Source organism: Micromonospora inyonensis (assembly GCF_900091415.1).
Taxonomy (GTDB): Bacteria; Actinomycetota; Actinomycetes; order Mycobacteriales; family Micromonosporaceae; genus Micromonospora; species Micromonospora inyonensis.
In genome coordinates this window covers 2,990,936-3,011,249 of record NZ_FMHU01000002.1, presented here as the reverse complement: position 1 = coordinate 3,011,249, position 20,314 = coordinate 2,990,936, and the positions used below count along the sequence as shown (strand labels likewise).

The 20,314-nt window shown below is 73.2% G+C and carries 15 protein-coding genes and 2 pseudogenes; 8 read left to right on the top strand and 9 right to left on the bottom strand.

What is annotated here, in order from left to right; all coding sequences use genetic code 11:
- Positions 1–7 precede the first annotated feature (7 nt).
- Both GA0074694_RS27745 and GA0074694_RS27740 read left to right on the top strand, forming a co-directional pair.
- Positions 8–1,420, top strand: a complete 1,413-nt coding sequence (locus GA0074694_RS27745; RefSeq protein ID WP_091462900.1) for an NADP-dependent succinic semialdehyde dehydrogenase — start codon at positions 8–10, stop codon at positions 1,418–1,420.
- Between the two features lie 191 nt (positions 1,421–1,611).
- Positions 1,612–2,574, top strand: a complete 963-nt coding sequence (locus tag GA0074694_RS27740; protein WP_091462899.1) for a TIGR03885 family FMN-dependent LLM class oxidoreductase — start codon at positions 1,612–1,614, stop codon at positions 2,572–2,574.
- Positions 2,575–2,603: 29 nt separating this feature from the next.
- Here GA0074694_RS27740 and GA0074694_RS27735 read toward each other — a convergent pair whose 3' ends face one another.
- Entirely contained in the window at positions 2,604–3,170 is a 567-nt protein-coding gene (locus GA0074694_RS27735) for a GNAT family N-acetyltransferase (protein ID WP_091462898.1), read from the bottom strand.
- A 154-nt stretch (positions 3,171–3,324) separates the two neighbouring features.
- Here GA0074694_RS27735 and GA0074694_RS27730 point away from each other — a divergent pair, with 154 nt between their 5' ends.
- The gene (locus tag GA0074694_RS27730) at positions 3,325–4,533 is read left to right on the top strand and encodes a snapalysin family zinc-dependent metalloprotease (protein ID WP_091462897.1); all 1,209 of its coding nucleotides are present in this window, start codon (positions 3,325–3,327) and stop codon (positions 4,531–4,533) included.
- Between the two features lie 166 nt (positions 4,534–4,699).
- Here GA0074694_RS27730 and GA0074694_RS27725 read toward each other — a convergent pair.
- Positions 4,700–6,339 (bottom strand): annotated as a pseudogene (locus GA0074694_RS27725) (glycoside hydrolase family 9 protein).
- Between the two features lie 201 nt (positions 6,340–6,540).
- Between GA0074694_RS27725 and GA0074694_RS27720 the strand changes: the two are divergent.
- Positions 6,541–7,269 (top strand): PP2C family protein-serine/threonine phosphatase, encoded by a 729-nt coding sequence (locus GA0074694_RS27720; RefSeq protein WP_091462896.1) that lies wholly within the window; start codon positions 6,541–6,543, stop codon positions 7,267–7,269.
- Between the two features lie 37 nt (positions 7,270–7,306).
- On the opposite strand, the gene hrpB is transcribed toward GA0074694_RS27720, so the two are convergent.
- The 3 genes from hrpB to GA0074694_RS27705 form a co-directional block, all read right to left on the bottom strand.
- Positions 7,307–9,823, bottom strand: a complete 2,517-nt coding sequence (hrpB, locus tag GA0074694_RS27715; protein WP_091462895.1) for an ATP-dependent helicase HrpB — start codon at positions 9,821–9,823, stop codon at positions 7,307–7,309.
- Between the two features lie 122 nt (positions 9,824–9,945).
- Complete coding sequence (locus tag GA0074694_RS27710) at positions 9,946–10,140, bottom strand: DUF397 domain-containing protein (protein ID WP_091462894.1); 195 nt, start codon at positions 10,138–10,140, stop codon at positions 9,946–9,948.
- 40 nt (positions 10,141–10,180) lie between these two features.
- Positions 10,181–11,023: a helix-turn-helix domain-containing protein gene (locus GA0074694_RS27705; RefSeq protein WP_091462893.1), complete on the bottom strand. Its 843-nt coding sequence runs from the start codon at positions 11,021–11,023 to the stop codon at positions 10,181–10,183.
- A 139-nt stretch (positions 11,024–11,162) separates the two neighbouring features.
- Between GA0074694_RS27705 and GA0074694_RS27700 the strand changes: the two genes are divergently transcribed.
- Both GA0074694_RS27700 and GA0074694_RS27695 read left to right on the top strand, forming a co-directional pair.
- Positions 11,163–11,783: a GOLPH3/VPS74 family protein gene (locus tag GA0074694_RS27700; protein WP_245714942.1), complete on the top strand. Its 621-nt coding sequence runs from the start codon at positions 11,163–11,165 to the stop codon at positions 11,781–11,783.
- 33 nt (positions 11,784–11,816) lie between these two features.
- Positions 11,817–13,316: an APC family permease gene (locus GA0074694_RS27695; RefSeq protein ID WP_425413642.1), complete on the top strand. Its 1,500-nt coding sequence runs from the start codon at positions 11,817–11,819 to the stop codon at positions 13,314–13,316.
- Between the two features lie 136 nt (positions 13,317–13,452).
- Here the strand turns inward: GA0074694_RS27695 and GA0074694_RS27690 are convergent, their stop codons facing one another.
- Positions 13,453–14,274, bottom strand: coding sequence for a SigB/SigF/SigG family RNA polymerase sigma factor (locus GA0074694_RS27690; protein WP_091462891.1), 822 nt, complete (start codon positions 14,272–14,274; stop codon positions 13,453–13,455).
- Between the two features lie 406 nt (positions 14,275–14,680).
- Entirely contained in the window at positions 14,681–16,270 is a 1,590-nt protein-coding gene (locus tag GA0074694_RS27685; protein ID WP_091462890.1) for a phospholipase D family protein, read from the bottom strand.
- Positions 16,271–16,399: 129 nt separating this feature from the next.
- On the opposite strand from GA0074694_RS27685, the gene GA0074694_RS33830 reads away from it, so the two are divergent.
- A complete protein-coding gene (locus tag GA0074694_RS33830) occupies positions 16,400–16,528 on the top strand; it encodes a hypothetical protein (RefSeq protein WP_269780459.1) in 129 nt (42 codons plus the stop codon).
- Positions 16,529–16,599: 71 nt separating this feature from the next.
- Here the strand turns inward: GA0074694_RS33830 and GA0074694_RS27680 are convergent.
- Positions 16,600–16,845, bottom strand: a pseudogene (locus GA0074694_RS27680) (pirin-like C-terminal cupin domain-containing protein); the annotation flags it as partial.
- Between the two features lie 221 nt (positions 16,846–17,066).
- On the opposite strand from GA0074694_RS27680, the gene GA0074694_RS27675 reads away from it, so the two are divergent.
- Positions 17,067–18,665, top strand: a complete 1,599-nt coding sequence (locus GA0074694_RS27675; RefSeq protein WP_176738143.1) for an FAD-binding oxidoreductase — start codon at positions 17,067–17,069, stop codon at positions 18,663–18,665.
- Positions 18,666–18,767: 102 nt separating this feature from the next.
- On the opposite strand, the gene GA0074694_RS27670 is transcribed toward GA0074694_RS27675, so the two are convergent.
- On the bottom strand, positions 18,768–20,303 hold the full coding sequence (locus GA0074694_RS27670) for a multicopper oxidase family protein (protein WP_091462888.1): 1,536 nt from the start codon (positions 20,301–20,303) through the stop codon (positions 18,768–18,770).
- Positions 20,304–20,314: the final 11 nt, after the last annotated feature.

Sequence of the window (20,314 nt, the reverse complement as noted above, 5' to 3'; positions counted from 1 at the left end):
GTACGGGATGCCCATCGCCACCACCGACCCCGCCACCGGTGAGGTGCGCAGGACGTACGACGAGATGTCGCCGGACCGGGTCGACGCCGCCATCGCCGCCGCGGACCGGGCATTCGCGGAGCTGCGCGGCACCCCGGTCGCGCAGCGGGCCCGGTGGATGGCCGTGGCGGCCGACCTGCTCGACGCCGAGCGCGACGACATCGCCCGGGTGATGACCACGGAGATGGGCAAGACGTACGCGGCGGCGAAGGCCGAAGCGGCCAAGTGCGCCACCGCCTGCCGGTTCTACGCCGACAACGCGGAGCGCTTCCTCGCCGACGAACCGGCCGACGCGGCGGCGGTGGGCGCGAGGCGGGCCTTCGTCCGCTACCAGCCGATCGGGCCGGTGCTCGCGGTGATGCCGTGGAACTTCCCGCTCTGGCAGGTGATCCGGTTCGCCGCGCCGGCCCTGATGGCCGGCAACACCGGCCTGCTCAAGCACGCCTCGAACGTGCCGCAGACCGCGCTCTGGCTGGGGGAGCTGTTCGGCCGTGCCGGGTTCCCCGAAGGGGCGTTCGGCACGTTGCTGGTCGGCTCGTCCGCCGTCGAGCGGATCCTCACCGATCCCCGGGTCCGCGCGGCGACCCTGACCGGCAGCGAACCGGCCGGCCGGTCCATCGCCGCGATCGCCGGCCGCGAGCTGAAGAAGACCGTGCTCGAACTCGGCGGCAGTGACCCGTTCGTGGTGATGCCCTCGGCCGACCTGGACCGGGCCGCGGAGGTCGCCACCACCGCGCGCTGCCAGAACAACGGCCAGTCCTGCATCGCCGCGAAGCGGTTCGTCGTGCACGCCGACGTCTTCGACGCGTTCAGCGAGCGGTTCGTCGACCGGATGGCGGCGCTGCGCGTCGGCGACCCGATGGACGAGGGGACCGACGTCGGGCCGCTGGCCACCGAGCGGGGCCGGGACGAGGTGGCCGCCCAGGTCCGCGACGCGGTCGAGCGGGGCGCCCGGCTGCTCTGTGGCGGCGAGGTGCCCGACCGGCCCGGCTGGTGGTACCCGCCGACCGTGGTCACCGACCTGGCCCCGCGGATGCGGATGTGGGGCGAGGAGGTCTTCGGCCCGGTCGCCGGCCTCTACCGGGTGTCGTCGTACGACGAGGCGGTCGAGGTGGCCAACGGCACCAGCTTCGGCCTCGGCGCGAACGCCTGGACGCGGGACCCGGAGGAGCAGGAGGGCTTCGCCGCCGACCTGGACGCCGGCAGCGTCTTCGTCAACGGGATGACCACGTCCTTCCCCGAACTGCCCTTCGGTGGCGTGCGGAACTCCGGCTACGGACGGGAGTTGTCGGCGCTGGGCATGCGCGAGTTCTGCAACGTCAAGACGGTCTGGGTCGGCGAGGGCGGGCCCTCGGCGGGGGTGGGCTCGCACGCCGAGTGAACTCCTCCGCCCGGGTGTGCTGCTCCGCCGGGATGCTGCTCCGCCGGGTGTGCTGCTCCGCCGGGATGCTGCGCCGGGGTGAGGTGGTAGCAGGGGTCCCCTGCAGTTGCTTTTTGCGCTGCAGGGGACCCCTGCTACCGCCAAGGGCGGTGCCGATTGCCGGGCGGCGGTTCTGGGTAGGGGTCCCTGGCATGACGGTGTTCGGCGTGCACGCCTCCCACGAGCAGATCCACCCCGCCGCGCTGCTGGAGTCGGTGGTCCACGCCGAGCGGGCCGGCTTCGACGCGGCCATGTGCTCGGACCACTTCGCCCCGTGGAGCGAGCGCCAGGGGCAGTCCGCCTTCGCCTGGTCCTGGCTCGGGGCTGCCCTCCAGGCCACGACGCTGCCGTGCGGCGTGGTCAACGCTCCGGGCCAGCGCTACCACCCGGCGATCATCGCGCAGGCGATCGGCACCCTCGGGGCGATGTACCCGGGCCGGTTCTGGGCGGCGCTCGGCACCGGCGAGGCGGCCAACGAGCACATCACCGGCGACCCCTGGCCGCGCAAGGACGTCCGCAATGCGCGGCTGCGGGAGTGCGTGGACGTGATCCGTGCGCTGCTGGCCGGCGAGGAGGTCAGTCACGACGGCCTGATCCGGGTCGACCGGGCGAAGCTGTGGAGCAGACCGGCCGAGCCCCCGGCCCTGGTCGGCGCGGCGGTCAGCGTGGCCACCGCCCGCTGGTGCGCCGAGTGGGCCGACGGCCTGATCACCGTCAACGCCCCGGTGCCGCACCTGCGGGCGATGATCGACGCCTACCGGGACGCCGGTGGCCGGGGACCGCTGAGCCTCCAGGTGCATCTGAGCTGGGCGACGGACCAGGCGGAGGCCGAGCGGATCGCGTACGACCAGTGGCGCAGCAACGTCTTCGCCCCACCGGTCTGCTGGGACCTGGAGACAGTGGAGCACTTCGACGTGATCTCCACGCAGGTGCCGATGGAGCGGCTGCGCCAGGTGGTGAACATCTCCGCCGACCTCGGCCGGCACACCGGCTGGCTGGAGGAGTACCTCGACCTCGGCTTCGACCGGATCTTCCTGCACCACGTCGGGCAGGAGCTGGGCCCGTTCGTTGACGTGTTCGGCACCGAGGTGCTGCCGAAGCTGCGGACCCGTTGACAGAGATCGGCCGGTCCGGCCGGTGAGGATCAGGGCGGGGTGGGCGTCGAGGGCGCGCAGCGGCGGTCCAGCCGTCGGGCGAGCACCTGGCCGGGCCAGGGCTCCCGGCCGGGCCGGTCGACGGTGAACGCTTCGGTCGGGGTGAAGCCCTGCCGCTCGTAGAAGCGCACCAGGGCCCGGTCGTCCCCGGCGTAGCAGTCCACCCGGAGCAGGGCCACCCCGGCGTCGCGGGCCAGTTCCGCGGCGTACGCCAGCAGTCGCCCCCCGATCCCCCTGCCCGCGTACGCGCGGTCGGTGACCAGCAGGTTGACGTACAGCTCGGGCTCGTCGGCCGGTGGGATCTCCTTGGTGGCCCGCCCGACGGCGAGTGCGCCGACCGCTTGCCCGTCGAGCATGGCGAGCCACAGTCCACCGCTGCCCGCGTACGCCCGGGCCTGCGCGATCCGGTGCGGGTCGGTCGAGGCCGGTGCGCTGCCCCACTGGCCGGTGCAGCCCCGGGCGGTCAGCCAGGCGGTGGCGGTGTCGAGCAGACGTAGGACGGCCGCGGCGTCCGCCGCGGTGCCCGGTCTGATGGTGAGCGGGTCGCGATCGGTCATGTCCGCATGGTGGGTGATCTGCGCGGCTCGATGTCGACCGGGACCGGCGGAACGTATGACCCAATCACGATGTGTGTCCATGTTGCGACGAGCCGTAAAATCGACGTGACTCAATGTCGGCGGCGCTGCCGCCGTGGCACACAGGGAGTGGTCGATGTTCATACGGAAACTGTCCCGGGCGGCGGGCGCCACGCTCGCGCTCGCCCTGTCCCTCGTCGGCGTGCAGGCCGCAACCGGCACGCCGGCCGGCGCGGACGTGGGCGCCACCGTCCGGACCGTCTACTACGACGCGAGCCGGGCCGGTGAGTTCAAGACCAACTTCGACCAGGCCGCCGCGATCTGGAACAGCCGGGTCACCAACGTCCGGCTCCAGGCGGGCAGCCCGGCCACCGTCACCATCCGGGTGGACACCGGCTGGCCCCGCGCGTACGTGACCGGGCTCGGACGGGGCACGATCTACATGGGCTGGCAGGCGGTCAACGAGGGGTACGACCGGACCCGGATCGCCGCCCACGAGTTCGGCCACATCCTCGGCCTGCCCGATCGACGCACCGGCCTCTGCTCCGACCTGATGTCCGGCAGCAGCGCCCCGATCTCCTGCACCAACGCCTACCCGAACTCCACCGAAGCCGCCCAGGTCAACTCGCTGTTCGCCGGTAGCCTCGCGATCAGCTCGGCCGCCCTCGGCGCCCACGTGTGGAACGAGGAGGGCGAGGGCGACATCTCGCCGTTGGTCGTCAACGGCCAGCCGGCCACTGAGAACTACCCGTGGATGGTCTACACCTCCGGCTGCACCGGCACGCTGATCAAGTCGAACTGGGTGGTCACCGCGAAGCACTGCTCCACGCCGTCCTCGGTTCGGGTGGGCAGCGTCAACCGCACCAGCGGCGGCACCGTCGTCGGCGTGAGCCGGGCGGTCAACCACCCGACGATCGACGTGAAGCTCTTCCAGCTCTCCAGCTCGGTCAGCTACGCCCCGGCACCCATCCCGACCACCTCCGGCGCGGTCGGCACCGCCACCCGGATCATCGGTTGGGGCCAGACCTGCCCGACCCGGGGCTGCGGTTCCGCCCCGACCATCGCGCACGAGCTGGACACCTCGATCGTGTCCGACAGCCGCTGCCTCGGCATCAACGGCCCGTACGAGATCTGCACCAACAACACCAACGGCAACGCGGGCGCTTGCTACGGCGACTCGGGCGGCCCGCAGGTGCGCAAGATCAACGGTGTGTGGAACCTGATCGGCGCCACCAGCCGCGCCGGCAACGGCAGCTCGACCTGCGCCACCGGTCCGTCCATCTACGGCGACCTGCCCTCGATCCGCACCTGGATCAACACCCAGGTCGGCGGCCTGCCGGTCTGAGGTGGTAGGAGGGGTCCCCTGTTACCGCTTTTTGTCGAGCATGGGGCCCCTGCAACCAGCACGACGCCGCGACAACCCGTGCCGCGACCGGGTTGCCGCGTCGGCGTAGGGGACAGGGGCCTCCCGGATGCGGGAGGCCCCTGTCGTCGGGTGGGGACGGGTGGTGTCAGGAGAGGGAGCAGGCCACCCCGTTGACCGTGACCAGACCCGGTGCCGGGTTGGTCCCGCCGACGGTGAGTGCGTTGAACCCGAAGGTCACCGTCCCGCCGGGAGCGATCTTCGCGTTGTACGACTCGTTCTTCGCGTGACCGTCGCCCCGGACTGGGTCACCGTCGCCAGCCAACCCTCGCGAACCTTCTGGTCGCCGGTGATCGCGAAGCGGGTGGTCCAGCCGTCGATATTCTTCGGGCTGGTGTTGCGGATCGTCACCTGGCCGGTGAAGCCACCGGGCCAGGAGCCGTGGTTGACGTACTGGACCGCACAGCCCGACGGGGGGATCGCCCCGGCCTCACCCTGGTCGGCCAGGAAGGACGAGATCCAGGCCAGCGCCGAGTTCCAGTTGACCGCCACCTCGTTGGTGGAGTACGAGTTGATGTCGTCGACGAAGCAGAACATCGGCTTGCAGCCGGCGAGGAGCTGCTCGGCGAAGGGGTCCTGGAGGGCGGCGTTCGGTCCGCCCGCGATCGACCCGGCGGGCGGCTTGGGGAGGTCCGGGTCCAACTGGTTGGCGAAGATCCGGCTGTGCTGGTTCTCCGCCGCGTGCTCGCCCCACCCGGTCACGTACGAGATGTTCAGCGCGTTGCGGCCGAGGATGTAGTCCATCGCCTGCACCGCCCCGTCCCGGTACCTCACGTCGCCGGTCAGGTCGAAGGCCGTGGCCAGCACGACCGCGTTGTTGATGAGGTTGCCGTTGCCGCCCCAGAAGTAGCTGCCCGCGTCGCCGGGCATCGGCAGCCCGTAGGCCTGCCGGGCGATCTCGGCCAGGTGGGCGTCGGCGGCGGCGGTCACCGAGGCGCGGATCCGGGTGCGTTCGGCGGCCGGCAGGCCGCTCGGCACGGTGGCCAGGTCGAGGCGGCCCAGCGCGGCCTCCCTGCCAGCTGAAGCCACGCGGCTCGAACACGTCGGCGGTTTGGTGCGGCGAGGCGGGCAGGTCAGCGGGTCGGTGGCCTCGGTGACCACGGTGGCGTTCTTTGGTCCGGCGGTCAGGTAACCGACCTGGTTGACCCGGACTCTCGGGCCGGTGTCCGGCTCGTACGGCGGGACCGGCTCGCCGCCGCGCAGCGAGACGTCGTCCAGGCAGAAGGTCTGGTCGGCCGGGCTTCCCCCGACCTGGAAGATGATCTGCGCCCGGGAGTCGTCGGCCGGGGCGGTGAAGGTGTGCTCGGTGCGCTGCGGGGTCGTGCCCGCCGTGGCGTCCACGCTGGCGTACGTGGTGTACGGGGCGCTGCCGAGCTGGAGTACCGCCTTGAGGCTGGCCCCGGGGGTGGCGGTGGCGTCGAAGGCGAGGGTGTACGACGCGCCGGCCGCCAGCGGGATGCCGTCCTGCCCGATGCCGGCGTCCCACGGGTTGGCCAGCCCGCCGGTGACCGTGGTGCACAACCGCCCGTCGGGGTTGGTCAGGTCGCCGGTGCCGTAGGAGAACCAGGGGGAGGTGCCGGTGCTGAAGTCGCCGTTGCGGATCTGCTCCGGGGGCTCCTCGTCGGGGGCGGCCTGGGCGGCGGCGGGGGAGAGGGTGCCGGTCAGGGCGAGGGAGGTCGCCGCGGCGAGTAGCGCGAGGCGGCGTCGACGGTGTGGGGGTGACGTCACGACGGTTCCTTCCGGGGACGATCGAGAAATTGGGAGCGCTCCCAGGTGGTGCTCGATGTTTCCAGGGTGTGACCGGCCTGTCAATCGACAGTTCTGGATAGGGTCTTGACCCGGGCGCGGAGAGTGAGATTCGCCGCGCCACGCCCCGCCAACGGTGATCTACTAGAGACAACCCGCCCTCCTCCTGGCAGGCTGCGTCCCATGACCCTGAAGCTGCGTTCCACGGGGGCGACCGACCGTGGCCTGATCCGGAGCGGCAATCAGGACGCCTTCCACGCCGGCACCTGGCTCGTCGCCGTCGCCGACGGCATGGGCGGGATGGCGGCCGGCGACCTCGCCAGCTCCATAGCCATGCAGACCATCGTGCCGCTGGACGCGGAGACACCGGAGGACGCGCTGGTGGCGGCGTTGCGCGGTGGCATCGACCTGGCCAGCGGACGGATCCGCCAGGCCGTCGAGGAGGACCCGGAGCGGCAGGGCATGGGCACCACGCTGACCGCGCTGCTGTTCGCCCGGACCGGAAGCTGCCTGGCCCTGGCCCACGTCGGTGACTCTCGCGCCTATCTGTTCCGCGAGGGAGTGCTCAAGCAGATCACCCGGGACGACACCTTCGTGCAGATGCTCGTCGACCAGGGGCTGATCACACCGGAGCAGGCCAGCAGCCACCCGCGCCGGGCGGTGGTGACCCAGGCCCTCCAGGGCGGCGAGGTCTCCCCGGCCTACGCCACCATGGTGCCCTGGGCCGGGGACCGCTGGCTGCTGTGCAGCGACGGACTGTCCAACGTGGTCCGCCCGGACACACTCGCGGAGGTGCTCGCCGGCTACTCCGACCGGGAGGAGTGCGCCCGCCGGTTGATCGACCTGGCCCTGCGCGCGGGCGGGCCGGACAACGTCACCGTGGTGGTCGCCGACGTGCTGGCCGAGGGCTGACCGCCGGTCGACCCACGCCGGCCACACCACGAGCCGGTCACCGACGGCGGCTCGTGGTGTGCCGGGTCGGCGGGGCGGTGGTGGGATCCTCCGGCCACGAGTGGCGCGGATAGCGCCCGCGCAGCTCCGCGCGCACCTGCGGGTAGCCGACACGCCAGAACGAGGCGAGGTCGGCGGTGACCGCCACCGGCCGGCCGGCGGGGGAGAGCAGGTGCAGCAGCACCGGCACCCGCCCGTCGGCGATCCGGGGGACCTGCTGCCAGCCGAAGGTCTCCTGGAGCTTCACGGCGAGCACCGGGGCGGTCGGGTCGGCGTACCCGACGCGGGCCCGGGTGCCGCTCGGCACGGCGATCCGCTCGGGAGCCAGCTCGTCCAGGCGGGCGGCCTGCGGCCAGGGAAGCAGCCGGCGCAGCGCGCCGGACACGTCGATCCTGGCCAGGTCGGCGCGGCGGCGCGCCCGGGCGAGCTCCGGCCCGAGCCACTCCGGGGCGGTGCTGAGCAGGGCGTCGTCGTCGACCGCGGGCCAGACGTCGCCGAGCGCGTGCCGGCAGAACGCCAGCCGGTCCCGCAGCGACCGGGCCGCCGGGGTCCAGTCGAGCAGGGCGAGCCCGTCCCGGCGCAGGCCGGACAGGAGCGCCTCGCCCACCGCGTCCGGGTCCGGCCGGGACAGCGGCCGCTCGACCAGCTCGATCGCGCCAAGCCGGGTCAGCTCCCGGGCCAGCACGTCCCCGCCCGACCAGGCGACCTGGCGCTCCGCACACAGCAGCGCCGCGCCCGCCTCCCGGGCGGTCGCCTCGTCGAGCGCGGCGGCGGCGCGGATCCGGGCGGCCGGGGCGCCGGGGGAGCGGTCGGCCACCGCCACGGCGAGCCAGTCGCAGCCGGCCAGCGCCGACCCGGGCGTCAGCTCCGCGGCGGTCCCGCCGGCCATCAGGTACGCCGGGCCGCCCGGCCGCCGGACCCGGGCCAGCCGCTCGGGATGGGCGAGTCCGACCACCAGCCCGACCGCCAGGTCGTCGGGAACCGAGCCGGGTGTACCCGCCGGTGCGTCGTCCGGGTCCCGGGACAGGGCCGCGCGGAGCCGGCGTACCTCGGTCCGCCAGCGCGCGGTGGCGGCGGGGTCGGTGCCGGCGCGCAGCCGGCGCCAGGTCGCCGCCAAGTCGTCGCCCGGGCCGAACTCCTCGCTGAGCAGGGCCACCACCTCGGCGGCGCGGTCCGTGCCGACCCGTACCGCCCCGTCGAGCAGCGCCCGGCCCAGCCGGGGATGGACACCGGTCGCCGCGATCGCCCGGCCCCGTCCGGTGATCCGGCCCTCGGCGTCGACCGCGCCGAGCGTGCCGAGGGTCTGTCGGGCCACCGTCATCGCCGCCGCCGGAGGCGGGTCGGGCAGTGCGAGGCCGGAGCCGTCCGGCCGTCCCCACGCCGCCAGTTCCAGGGCGAATCCGGTCAGGTCGGTGGTGGCGATCTCCGGCTCCGGCTGGGCGGCGAGCCGCTCGTGGGTGGCCGGGGACCAGCAGCGGTAGACGTGTCCCGGGGCCTCCCGACCGGCCCGGCCGGCCCGCTGGGTCGCGGCGGCGCGGGAGACCGGCACGGTGACCAGCGCGCCCAGCCCTCGGGCCAGGTCGGTCCGGGCGACCCGGCTCAGCCCGGCGTCGACCACCACCCGGACACCGGGCACGGTGAGGCTGCTCTCCGCCACGGTGGTGGCCAGCACGACCCGTCGCCGGTCGGCCGGGCGCAGCGCGGCGTCCTGCTCGGTGCCGCGCTGCCGGCCGTGCAGCGGGACCAGGGCGACCCGGTCGCGCAGGTCCGCCAGGCGGGCGCCGACCCCGGTGATCTCCCCGGTGCCGGGCAGGAAGACCAGGACGTCGCCGTCCTGTTCGGCCAGTGCCCGGCGGACCGTCGCCGCCACGTGGTCGAGCAGCGCGGGATCGACGCGGTTGCCCCGGTAACCGACGACCGGCCGGGGTGGGGGCGCCCAGATACGGGTGACCGGGTGCAGCGCCGCCTCGGCCCGGACGACCGGTGCGGGCGTCGCTCCACCGAGCAGGTCGGCGAACCGGTCCGCCTCGGCGGTGGCCGACATGGCCAGCAGCCACAGGTCGGGGCGGAGCGCGGACCGGGCCTCCACGGCGAAGGCGAGGGCCAGGTCGGCGTCGAGGTGCCGCTCGTGGCACTCGTCCAGCAGCACCGCCGATACGCCCGGCAGCTCCGGGTCGTGGTGCAGGCGGCGGACCAGCAGTCCGGTGGTGACCACTTCGATCCGGGTGGCCGGGCCGGTGCGCCGGTCGCCCCGGACGGCGTACCCGACGCGGTCGCCGACCCGCTCACCGAGCAGTGCCGCGATCCGGTGCGCGGCGGCCCGGGCGGCGACCCGGCGTGGTTGGGCGATCAGCACCCGACCGTCGAGCTCGTCGGCCACCGCCAGCGGTGTCAGGGTGGTCTTCCCGGTACCGGGCGGTGCGACCAGGACGGCGGTGCCCGCGCCGCGCAGGGCCGTGGTCAGCGCGGGCAGGACCGGCCGGACCGGCAGTTCGAGGGGTACGTCGCGGAGCACGCCCCAGTCTTGCACCGTCGCCCGGCCGTGCCGGTCGTCGTGTCGTCCGCTCCCGCGCCACCACGGCGGCGACCGGCCCGGGATCCGGCGGGCGGGGCCGGGTGGACGTTCCGGGTCCGGGGTCAGCCCAGCGCGTCGATGCCGGCGACGAAGTGCCGCCACGACGCGCGCGGGAAGAGCAGCACCGGGCCGGACCGGTCCTTGCTGTCCCGGACGGCCATCCGACCGTCGACGCCGGCGACCTCCACGCAGTTGCCGTTGCCGCTGCTGCGCGTGCTGGTGTGCCACTCCGCACGGGTCAGGTCGAGCACGGTCATGGTGGTGTACCCCTCGTTCGCACAGGAGCGCGTGCCTTGATCACTCAAAGTAACGAGAAGCGTCCTCAAGTCGGGTCAGGGAGTCCGCTGGAGAAAGCGCCATCCGGCACAGCTTCTCGTGCACCAGGGTATACCCCCGCACGTGTTCGGCGCCTTCCAGAGCGAGTCCCATCGTGAGGTTGTCCAGGTAAACCACGGCGTCGTCGGCGGCGTCGGCGAAGTGCAGGACGACGTACGGCGTGCTCATGGCGGGATGTCCGCCAGCCGTGAATGGAAGTATCTGAATGGCGACGTTGGGTAGTTGGGCCACTCGGCCGATGTGGGCCAACTGGGCGGTCATCACCGCCGGGGCGCCCACCGGGCGTAAGAGCACCGCCTCGTTGAGCACCACCGACATCTGCACCGGCGCTTCCCGGCGCAGGACACTCTGCCGTTGCAGCCGGGCGGCGACCTTACGCTCCAGCGCCTCCTCGCCGGCGGTCAGCCGGTAGATCTCCCGGGCGTACGCCTCGGTCTGGAGCAGGCCGGGCACCGCCTCGGCCTCGTACGTCCGCAGCGTCGCCGCCTCCGCCTCCAGCCCGACGTAGAACTCGAACCACTCCGGCAGCACATCGCTGTAGTTCTGCCACCAGCCGCGCTGCTGCGCCCCACGGGCGATCTCGACCAGCGCCTCGGCGTCCGCTCCGGTCACCTGGTACAACGCCAGGGCGGCGCGTACGTCGCGGGGCTTGATGCCGATCTGGGCGTTCTCGATCCGGGAGAGATTGCTCTTGGACATGTCGAGTTGTCGCGCGGCGACGTCGAGGGTCATCCCGGCACGCTCCCGCAACTGCCGGAGTTCCCGGGCGATGCGACGACGACGGACGGTGGGGCTGGCGGTCACCGGCCGAGTGTGCCACGGGCCCTATCCGCAGGTGGGACCCCTGGAATTGCAACAGCCCGAATCCGGGAGTTGCATTGGATCGTTCAAGCGGGCATCCTTTCACCGGTTCCGATCACAGTGGACGACCGGGGAGGGTTTGTTGCTCATCGCGGACGAGTTCTTCCTCATCGCCCATGGCGACAGCCGTGGCCGGGCGCGGCTGAACCCGACAGCCACCGGCCTCGGCCTCGCTGCCGCACTCCTCGGCGAACTGGTCCTCAGCGGACGGATCACCGTGGACAAGGGTCGGCTGTCGATCCTGGACGGTCCCCCTCCGGCCGACGCGCTGGCCGGCGGCGTCCTCGCCCACCTGCTCGGACTGCGGCAGCACCGGACCGTCCGCACCTGGCTGGGCCTGCTCGCCGGGACCGCCGCGGACGCGGTGGGGGCGCGGCTGAGCCGGTCGGGGGTGGTACGCCGGCAGGAGAAGCGCGGCTTGCTGCGCACCACGGTCGACTACGTGGCCACCGACCTCAACGCGCTCGCCTGGCCGGCCACCCGGTTGCTGGCGCTGCTGGACCGCCCGCATCCGCCGGCCGTCCCGGACGCCCTGCTGTGCGGCCTGGTCTCGGCGACCGGGCTCACCCGCGACGTGCTCTGGCACGCCGACCCGCGCGCCCAGCACCGCTTCGGTGTGCTCAGGCCCGCCCTGCCGCTGCCGCTGCGGGAACTGGTCGCCCACACCGAGGCCGCGGTCGGCGCGGCCGTGCTCCGTGGCTGACCCGCTCCGCTGCCCCTGCGACCGGAAGTGGCCATGCCCGCCTCGCCGACACCGCCGCCCGTGACTCCGGGCCACCCCGGTCATCTCCCGGTGGCGCTGACCCGGGGCGGACGCGGGGTGCCCGGGGTGCTGGTCTTCACGCTCTCCGCGGCGGCACCCCTGACCGTGGTGGCCGGAGTGGTCCCCATCGCGTACGCGGTGACCGGGGCGGACGCCCTCGGCGCGGCCGTCCTCGCGATCGCGGTGGTGCTCGGCCTCTTCTCGGTGGGTTACCTGGCGATGTCCCGCCGGATGACCCACGTCGGCGCGTTCCACGCGTACGTCGCCCGGGGCCTCGGCCGCCCGGCCGGGGCCGGTGCCGCCTGGGCCGCCCTGATCGTGCGCAACCTCCTGCAGATCGGGCTCTACGGACTGGTCGGTGCGGCCACCGCCCCGGTGCTCGGTCGGTGGTTCGGCGGCCCGCCGGCCTGGTGGTTGATGGCCCTGGCCGCCTGGGCGCTGGTCGCCGTGCTGGGCGTGACCGGGGTGACCGTCGACCGGACCGTCCTGGCCGTCCTGCTGCTGGCCGAGGTCGCGGTACTGGTCGTGTTCGACCTCGGGCACCTGCGGCACGCCGCCGGCACTGTCGACCTGGCCACTTTCTCCCCGGCCCACCTGGCGACCCCCGGGGGCGGGGCGCTGCTCGTCGTCGCCGCCGTCGGCTTCGTCGGTTTCGAGTCCGCCGTGCTGCTGAGGGAGGAGAGCCGTGGGACCGGTACGGTGCCCGTCGCCACGTACCTCGCGGTCGGGCTCGTCGGTGCGCTCCTGGCGTTCTCCGCCTGGACGCTGACCGTGGCCACCGGGCCGGACCGGGTCGCGGCGGTCGCCGGGGAGCGCGGTGTCGACCTGCTGTTCACCCTGGCCGGCGACCACCTCGGGGAGGGCGCGGTGGGAATCGGTCGGATGCTGCTGGTCGCCTCCGCGCTGGCCGCCCTGGTGTCGCTGCACCACAGCACCGCCCGGTACGCCTTCGCCCTGGGGCGGGAGCGGTTGCTCCCCGCGCCGTTCGGCGAGGCCTCGCCCCGGACCGGGTCGCCACGGTGGGCGTCGGTCGCGCAGAGCGTCCTCGCGTTCCTGGTGATCGCCGGGTGCGCGTCGGCAGGGGTGGAGCCGGTGCGCCACTTCTTCTACGGGGCCACCGTGACCGGCGCCCTGGGAACGCTGCTGCTGACCACGGCGACCTCGTGCGCGGTGCTTGCCTTCTTCGCCCGGGGGGTCACCGAGGAGCACCTCTGGCGGCGGACGGTCGCCCCCGGCCTGGCCACTGTCGCCCTGGTGACGGTCGTCGTGCTGGCGCTGGCCGACGTAGCCGTGCTCCTCGGGGTCGAGCCGGGCTCTCCGCTGCGCTGGGCGGTGCCGGCGGTCTTTCCGTCGGCGGCGGTGGCGGGCACCCTCTGGGCGGTGCTGCTGCGCTCGCGCCGGTCCCGGGCCTACGCGCGGATCGGCCTCGGCCCGGAGAGCGCCGCCGCCGACCTGCCGCCGGCTGGCGGATAGGAGAGCGCGGCGGGACGACGCGAACACGGCCGGTTCGGTCCGGTCACGGCGGCCGACGCGAACACGGCGGAGGCCGGACCCCCCAAGGGGTCCGGCCTCCGCCGTCCGTGCTCGGCGCTGCCGGGGAACTGCCCGGTCAGTAGGTGCCGTCCAGCTGGCCGCGCAGCTTGGTCAGCGCTCGGGCCAGCAGCCGGGAGACGTGCATCTGCGACACACCGATCTGGTCGGCGATCTGCGACTGGGTGAGGTTGCCGTAGAACCGGAGGGTGAGGATCTTCTGCTCACGCTCGTCCAGCGTGGCCAGCGCCGGGCCGAGAGCGACCCGCAGCTCGGCCAGCTCGAACTCGTTGTCCTCGCCGCCGAGCATGTCACCCAGCTCGGTGGCGCGGTCGCCGTCGCCGGTCGGGGTGGACAGCGACACCGCGTTGTAGGCGCGGGCACCCTCCAGGCCCTCCAGCACCTCTTCCTCGGTGAGCTTGAGGTGGGCGGCGATGTCGGCGACCGTCGGCGAGCGCCCCAGCGTCTGCAGGAGCGAGCTGTTGGCGTCGGAGATGGCCAGACGCAGCTCCTGGAGGCGACGCGGCACCCGGATGTCCCAGGTGCGGTCGCGGAAGTGCCGCTTCAGCTCACCGATGATGGTCGGGATGGCGTAGCCGGCGAAGTCGACGCCCCGGCTCGGGTCGAACTTGTCGATCGCCTTGATCAGGCCGACGGCGGCGGTCTGCGCCAGGTCGTCGGTGGGCTCGCCGCGACCGCTGTAGCGGTGGGCGAGGTGGTTGGCGAGCGGGAGCCAGGCCTCGATGGCCCGGTCGCGCAGGGCGGCCCGCGACGGGTGGTCGGCGGGCAACGCGGCCATGGCGTTCAGGAGTTCGGCGGCGCTGTCGGTGAGGGCGCGCGGGTCGAGCTTCTCGGTGGCGGCGGGTGTGGTCGCCGACTTCGTGATCGTTGGCGCGGTCATGGGTGGTCCTCCCTGCACCTCGTCCGCAGATAAAGACGTAAGGCTTTTTGGTTTAGCTTCAGTTGGGCCGTTCGGGATTTACCTTAGCCTGATCGTGCTGGCGAAAGCTAGCCGAAAGTACGATGTACTTAAGCCTCATATTTGCAGTAGCCCCCGCAAACCGCCTAGCCGGTGAGCGTTGGGCCGTCGGGAGTGCTACGGGTGTCACCACTCGTCACCCTGCGCCGCGCACGACGGGGCGAACCGTTGCGCAGAGGTCGGCGGTCGTGACGCTCGGTGAGCTGCGGAGGGTCGGGTGACGCGCCTAGGGCGACATGTCGCGCCGGGCGTGTCGTAGACCACTTCTGGTGCCGAGCCACGGGCCACGAACCGCGTGGGCGGCTCCGTTCGAGAGGGACGGGCGGGCTTACCAGGTTCCGGCGATGCGGGCTCGCAGCGGACGGCCGTCCGGGTCGTAGACCAGTCGGTACGCCGGCAGCGCCCAGAGCCGGGTGTACCAGGGCAGCCGCTCCGGCCGGTGCGGCCGGAGCCGTCCCGGCGGCCGGGGGCCGACCCGGCCCGAGGCGTACCACCGCTGGAGCGCGTCGGCGGCGGCGTTGACCGCGACCACCGTGTCCGCCGGGTCCAACAGGTCGGTGTCGCCGCTGCCGTCCTCGGGCCGGTCCAGGTGCTCGCGCAGCAGACGCAGCCGCAGTTCCCGGGCGAAGTGGCGGGCCCCGTCGCCGAGGCCGGCCGGGTCGGCCGGGGCACGTTCGTCCCGGGTCCCGTCCAGCACGGCACAGGAGAGTTCGCTGTCGTGGGTCCAGGAACGGCGGTTGAAGTTGTCGCTGCCCACGCTGGCCCACACGTCGTCGACCACGCACACCTTGGCGTGCACGTAGACCGGGCTGCCCTCGTGGTTCTCCACGTCGAAGACGTGCACCCGGTCGGCGGCGGCCTCCTCGCAGAGCGACAGCGCCTGTTCCCGCCCGACCGTGTTGGGTGGCAGCGCCAGTCGTCCGTCCACGTCCGGGTAGCGGGGAACCACGGCGATCAGGTGCAGGTCGGGGTTGGCCCGCAGCGCTTCCGCGAACAGCTCGGCGATCTCCCTCGACCAGAGGTACTGGTCCTCCAGGTAGATCAGTCGGCGAGCCCGGCGTATCGCCTTGGTGTAGCCGCGGGCCACCGTGCGTTCGCCGTCGGGGGCGAAGGAGTAACGGGGGCGTACCGCGGGATAGGTGCGCAGCACCTGCACGTGGTGCGGACCGCAGGGGGCCGGGTCCGGGGGCTGGGCGGGCAGCGGATCCGGGCGCAGGTCGGCCCGGCGCAGCCGGTCCCGCAGATAGGCCAGCGGGTTCTCCGAGTCCAGCGGCATCGGGTCGGTCCAGCGTTCGCGGAAGACGGTGTCCAGCGCGCCGACCACCGGCCCCCGCACCGCCAGCTGCACGTCGTGCCAGGGCGGACGCGGACCGTAGCGGGCCGACATCTGGACCCCCTGCGGGTCGCCGCGGTGCGCGGCGTCGTCCCGGCGGCTGTGGCAGAGGTCGATCCCCCCGACGAACGCCACGTCGCGCTCCGGTCGACCCGGGTGACGCAGCACCACCAGTTTCTGGTGGTGCGACCCGCCCCGGCGGACCCGCTGGTCGAGGAGCACCTCACCCCCGGCGGCGGAGATCGCCTCGCTGAGGCTGCGGTTCTCCTTCTCGCTGTAGGCCAGCACGTCGAGGTGGGAGCGCCAGACGAGGCCCTTGACCACCACGCCCCGCTGTGCGGCCTGGGCGAAGAGCTGGGCCACCGTGGGGCCGTCCGGCCGCATCCGCTCGTCCGGATCGCCCCGCCAGTCCGTGAAGAAGAGGTGGTCGCCGGTCCCGAGCGCCTCGACCTCCTCGACCAGCCGATCGAAGTACGCCGCACCGTGAATCAACGGCTCGGCAAGGTTTCCGTCGGTCCAGACGGGTAACCCTGAGACCTGGTTGGCGCGTTCCCCCGTGGTCAGGAACCACTCCCGCACGGTCACGTTCCAGCCTCCCGGGGTCGACGTTGCCCTCACGGTAGGACGAGCACCGTTGGCCCGCACGGCGTGGGCGATCCTCGCCCGCCGCCGGCCACGCCCACGCGCATTCGGACATCGAGGAGGACACGCACCATGCCGGTCGAGACGCCGAACGCCCAGCCCGAACAGCACCCCCAGGCGGTGGAGAGTGAGCGGGGGGCGCTGGTCGCGGTGCTGCTGATGGTGATCCTCGGGGTCGCCGGGATCTTCGCTGTCTCCTGACGGCGGACGGGAGAACGGTACGGGCGCCACCGGCCGCGACCGGTAGCGCCCGTCGTCGGGTCAGGGCCGCATCAGGGCCGCGACCCGTCGGTGTGCGGCAGCCGCTCGGTGGGAATCACCCCGAGCCGGCCGGCCTGGAAGTCCTCGACCGCCTGGATGAGCTCGTCGCGGGTGTTCATCACGAACGGACCGTACTGCGCCACCGGTTCCCGGATCGGCTGCCCACCCATGATGTACAGGTCCATCGCCGGGGTCCGGCTCTCCTGCTGGGCGTCGGCGGCGAAACGCAACGCGTCGCCCGGCCCGTGCACCGCGAGTCATGGCACCAAATGTAGCCACCGCCGGGGCGGGTCACCCCTTTCACCGGTGTGAGGTGCGATTCACCTGCTGACGGGGTCGCGGGATGGTGCCGACACCCGTCCCGCGGCACCTTTCTGTGGTGGGCGTCGACACAGACTCCAGTGACTCGCGATTCCTATCCCTCTCACCTTCTGTCATGATCTGGTGACGCAAGGTGCGGTGGATGAGGAGTGCGCCGATGAAGCGACGCAGGACCGGCCGAATGGGGGCGGAACTCGTGTTCCCCTGCAGCCGTGCCATGCGCTCCGCCGCAGGGTGCTTCCCGTGGCCCGGGGAGGACGCGGGGGCGGTCGACGGGCACCTTCCGGCCGCGATCGTCCAGGAAGGCGGACTCCACCTGCCGCCGACCGGGATCGACCGGTTGCTCGGCGGCCTGCCGGACGGCTACCCCGGCCCCCGCAGTCCGGAGGCCGTCGCCCGGCGGCTGCGCCACCAGTTCGACGGCCGTCTCCACCTGCCCGGCGCGGTCGGTTACGACGCCGGTCGGTTGGCCTGGCGGCGGGACCTCGACCAGCAGCCGCTCCTGGTCGCCGAGGTGGCCGACGCTGCCGACGTGGCGCGGGCCGTCATCACCGCGCGCGAGTTCGACGTACCGGTCGGCGTGCAGGCCACCGGACACGGCACGGTGCGCCCCACCGACGACGGCGTGCTGCTCAACCTGTCCCGGATGACGTACGTCGACATCGACCCGGTCCGGGCCACCGCCCGGGTCGGCGGCGGTGCCCGGTGGGGGGACGTGGTGGCTGCCGCCGCCCGGTTCGGACTGGCCCCCATCTCCGGCTCCTCGTCCGCGCTGGGGGTCGCCGGCTACACCCTGGGCGGCGGGGTCGGCTGGCTGTCCCGCCGGCACGGGTTCGCCGCCGACAGCCTGCTCCGCGCCGAGGTGGTGACCGCCGCCGGCACCCGACTGGTCGCCGGCCCGGACGACGACGTCGACCTGTGGTGGGCGTTGCGCGGCGGTGGCGGCAACTTCGGCGTCGTCACCGAACTCCTGCTCCGCCTCTACCCGGTCGGTGAGGTCTTCGGTGGGGTGGCGTACTTCCCGGGGGAACGGGCCGGCGCGATCCTCGCCTGCCACCGGGACCACGCCGCCGACCTGCCCGACGAGCTGACCACCGCGCTCACCCTGCTGCGGCTGCCGGACGGGCCGGCTGTTCCGGGGCCACTGCGCGGACGAACGGTGGTGGCGCTGCGTGTCTGCCACACCGGTCCGGTGGCCCGGGGGCGGCGGGCACTGGCCCCCCTGCTGGCCGTGGCTGGCCCACCCCTGCTCGGCGGGTACGGACCGATGACCTGGCCGCAGACCTCCGCCCTGGACGACCCGCAACCCGGACCGCAGATCGTCCGGGAACACACCGACCTGTTCCGGGCGATGAGTGACGAACTGATCGACGTGCTGCTCGCCGAGATCGGCGGTTCGGGGGCGAGCCGCTCTCCGATCTCGGTCATCGAGCTGCGGCACGTGGGCGGGGCGTTGGCCCGGCCGTCGGCCGAGGGCGGACCGTCCGGCCACCGGGACGCGACGTACGCGCTGATCGCGGTCGCACCTCGGCTGCACGCCGCCCAACTGTCCGTCGCGCGGGGGCACATGGCGGCCTTCGCCCGCCGGCTGCGTCCGTACGCCACCCGCGGGGTACTGCTCAACTTCCTCAGCGACCCGAGCCGGACCATGGCGGCGTACCGACCGGCCGACCTGGGGCGGCTGGCCGCCCTCAAGCGGATCTACGACCCGGAGAACATCTTCCACCGCAACCACAACATCCCGCCGGGCCCCTGACCCCGGCCGCGACCCGGCGCGGACCACCCGGCCGGTACGCCGACGACCGGCGCCGGCCCCGGTGAGGGAGCCGGCGCCCGGGCGCTCGCCGTGCCGGTGGGGTCAGCCGTGTCCCCGGTGTCCACCGCCGTGCCCGCCACCGTGGTCACCGCCCGGCGTACCGGCCTTCTGCCCCGGCTCGACCACCACGAACTGCCCCATCATCCCCTCGTCCTCGTGGTACAGGATGTGGCAGTGGTACATGTACGGCATGTCCGGGTCGGCGTGGTCGGCGAACCGGGCGATGAGCCGGACCGGTGTGTTCGGGCGCAGGTACACCGTGTCCTTCCAGCCGCTCAGGTGCGGCGGTGGCGGGGCCCCGTCGACGTCGATCACCTGGAACTGGACGTCGTGGATGTGGAAGTTGTGCTGGAGCGCCTCTTGGCTCGTCACCTCCCACACCTCGGTCGTGCCCTTGGTGACCGTGAGGTCGATCCGGTCCATGTCCATCCGGTCGCCGTTGATCCGGGTGCCGCTCAGGGTGAACTGCCGGGTCTCGGCGGCCTCCCGGGGGTCGAGCCGAGGCGTGTCGACCAGCCGGGACGGCAGCTCCGGACGCTCCTCGAGCCGGTCCGCGGCGCGTAGCTGAAGGACGTCGAAGGTGTCCTCGCCGCCGTTCAACCGCTCGGTCCAGGTGTCCGCCCCGAGGTCGGGCGGGAAGCTGCGCAGGACCGTCCGCTCGCCCGGACGGACGTCGACCACGATCTCCGCACGCTCGCCGGGGGAGAGCATGACCCGCTTCATCCGGTACGGCTGACCGAGCAGGCCGCCGTCCGTGCCGACCAGGGCGAACTCGCGGTCGTCGGCGAACCCGAAATCGAAGACCCGCGCGTTGGAGGCGTTGAGCACCCGGAGCCGGACCCGTTCTGTGGTGACGTCCAGGTACGGCGCGGTCGCTCCGTTGACCACGATCGTGTCGCCGAGCAGGCCGACGCTGCTGAACAGTGGACCGCTTTCCCGGAGGTTTCCGTTCCCGGAGAACCGCTTGTCCTGCACGATGACCGGCACGTCGTCCACGCCGTACCGGTTGGGCAGCTGCGCGACCGAGGTCGCCGGGTCGTCGACGATGAACATTCCGGCGAGTCCCCGGTAGACGTGCCGGGCGGTCTCGCCGTGCGGGTGCGGGTGGTACCAGAGCGTCGCGGCCGGCTGGTCGACCGTCCAGGTGGGATGCCAGCTCGTGCCGGCCGGCACCATCTGGTGCGGGCCACCGTCCATTCGGGCCGGTAGGTGCATTCCGTGCCAGTGCACGGTCGTCTCTTCGTCGAGTTCGTTGTGGACGTTCACCAGGACCTGTTCTCCGCGGGAGGCGCGCAGGGTCGGACCCAGGTACGCCCCGTTGAAGCCCCAGGTGTCGGCGGTGCGGTCGCCGAAGTCGTGCCGACCGGCCCGCGCCCGCAGCTCGAAGACCCGCCGGCCCTCGCCATCCACGGTGGACGGCGCCAGCGGCGGCACCGGCAGCGCGTGGACGAACTCGACACTGCCAGCAGTGGAGACGGTCCTGGAGTTGAACGTCCAGACCACGCCCGCCACGCCGGCCGCGCAGAGGAGCACGACGGCGACCGTGGCGGCGATCAGCACTCGCCGGAGCGGGCGCATGGCAATCACCT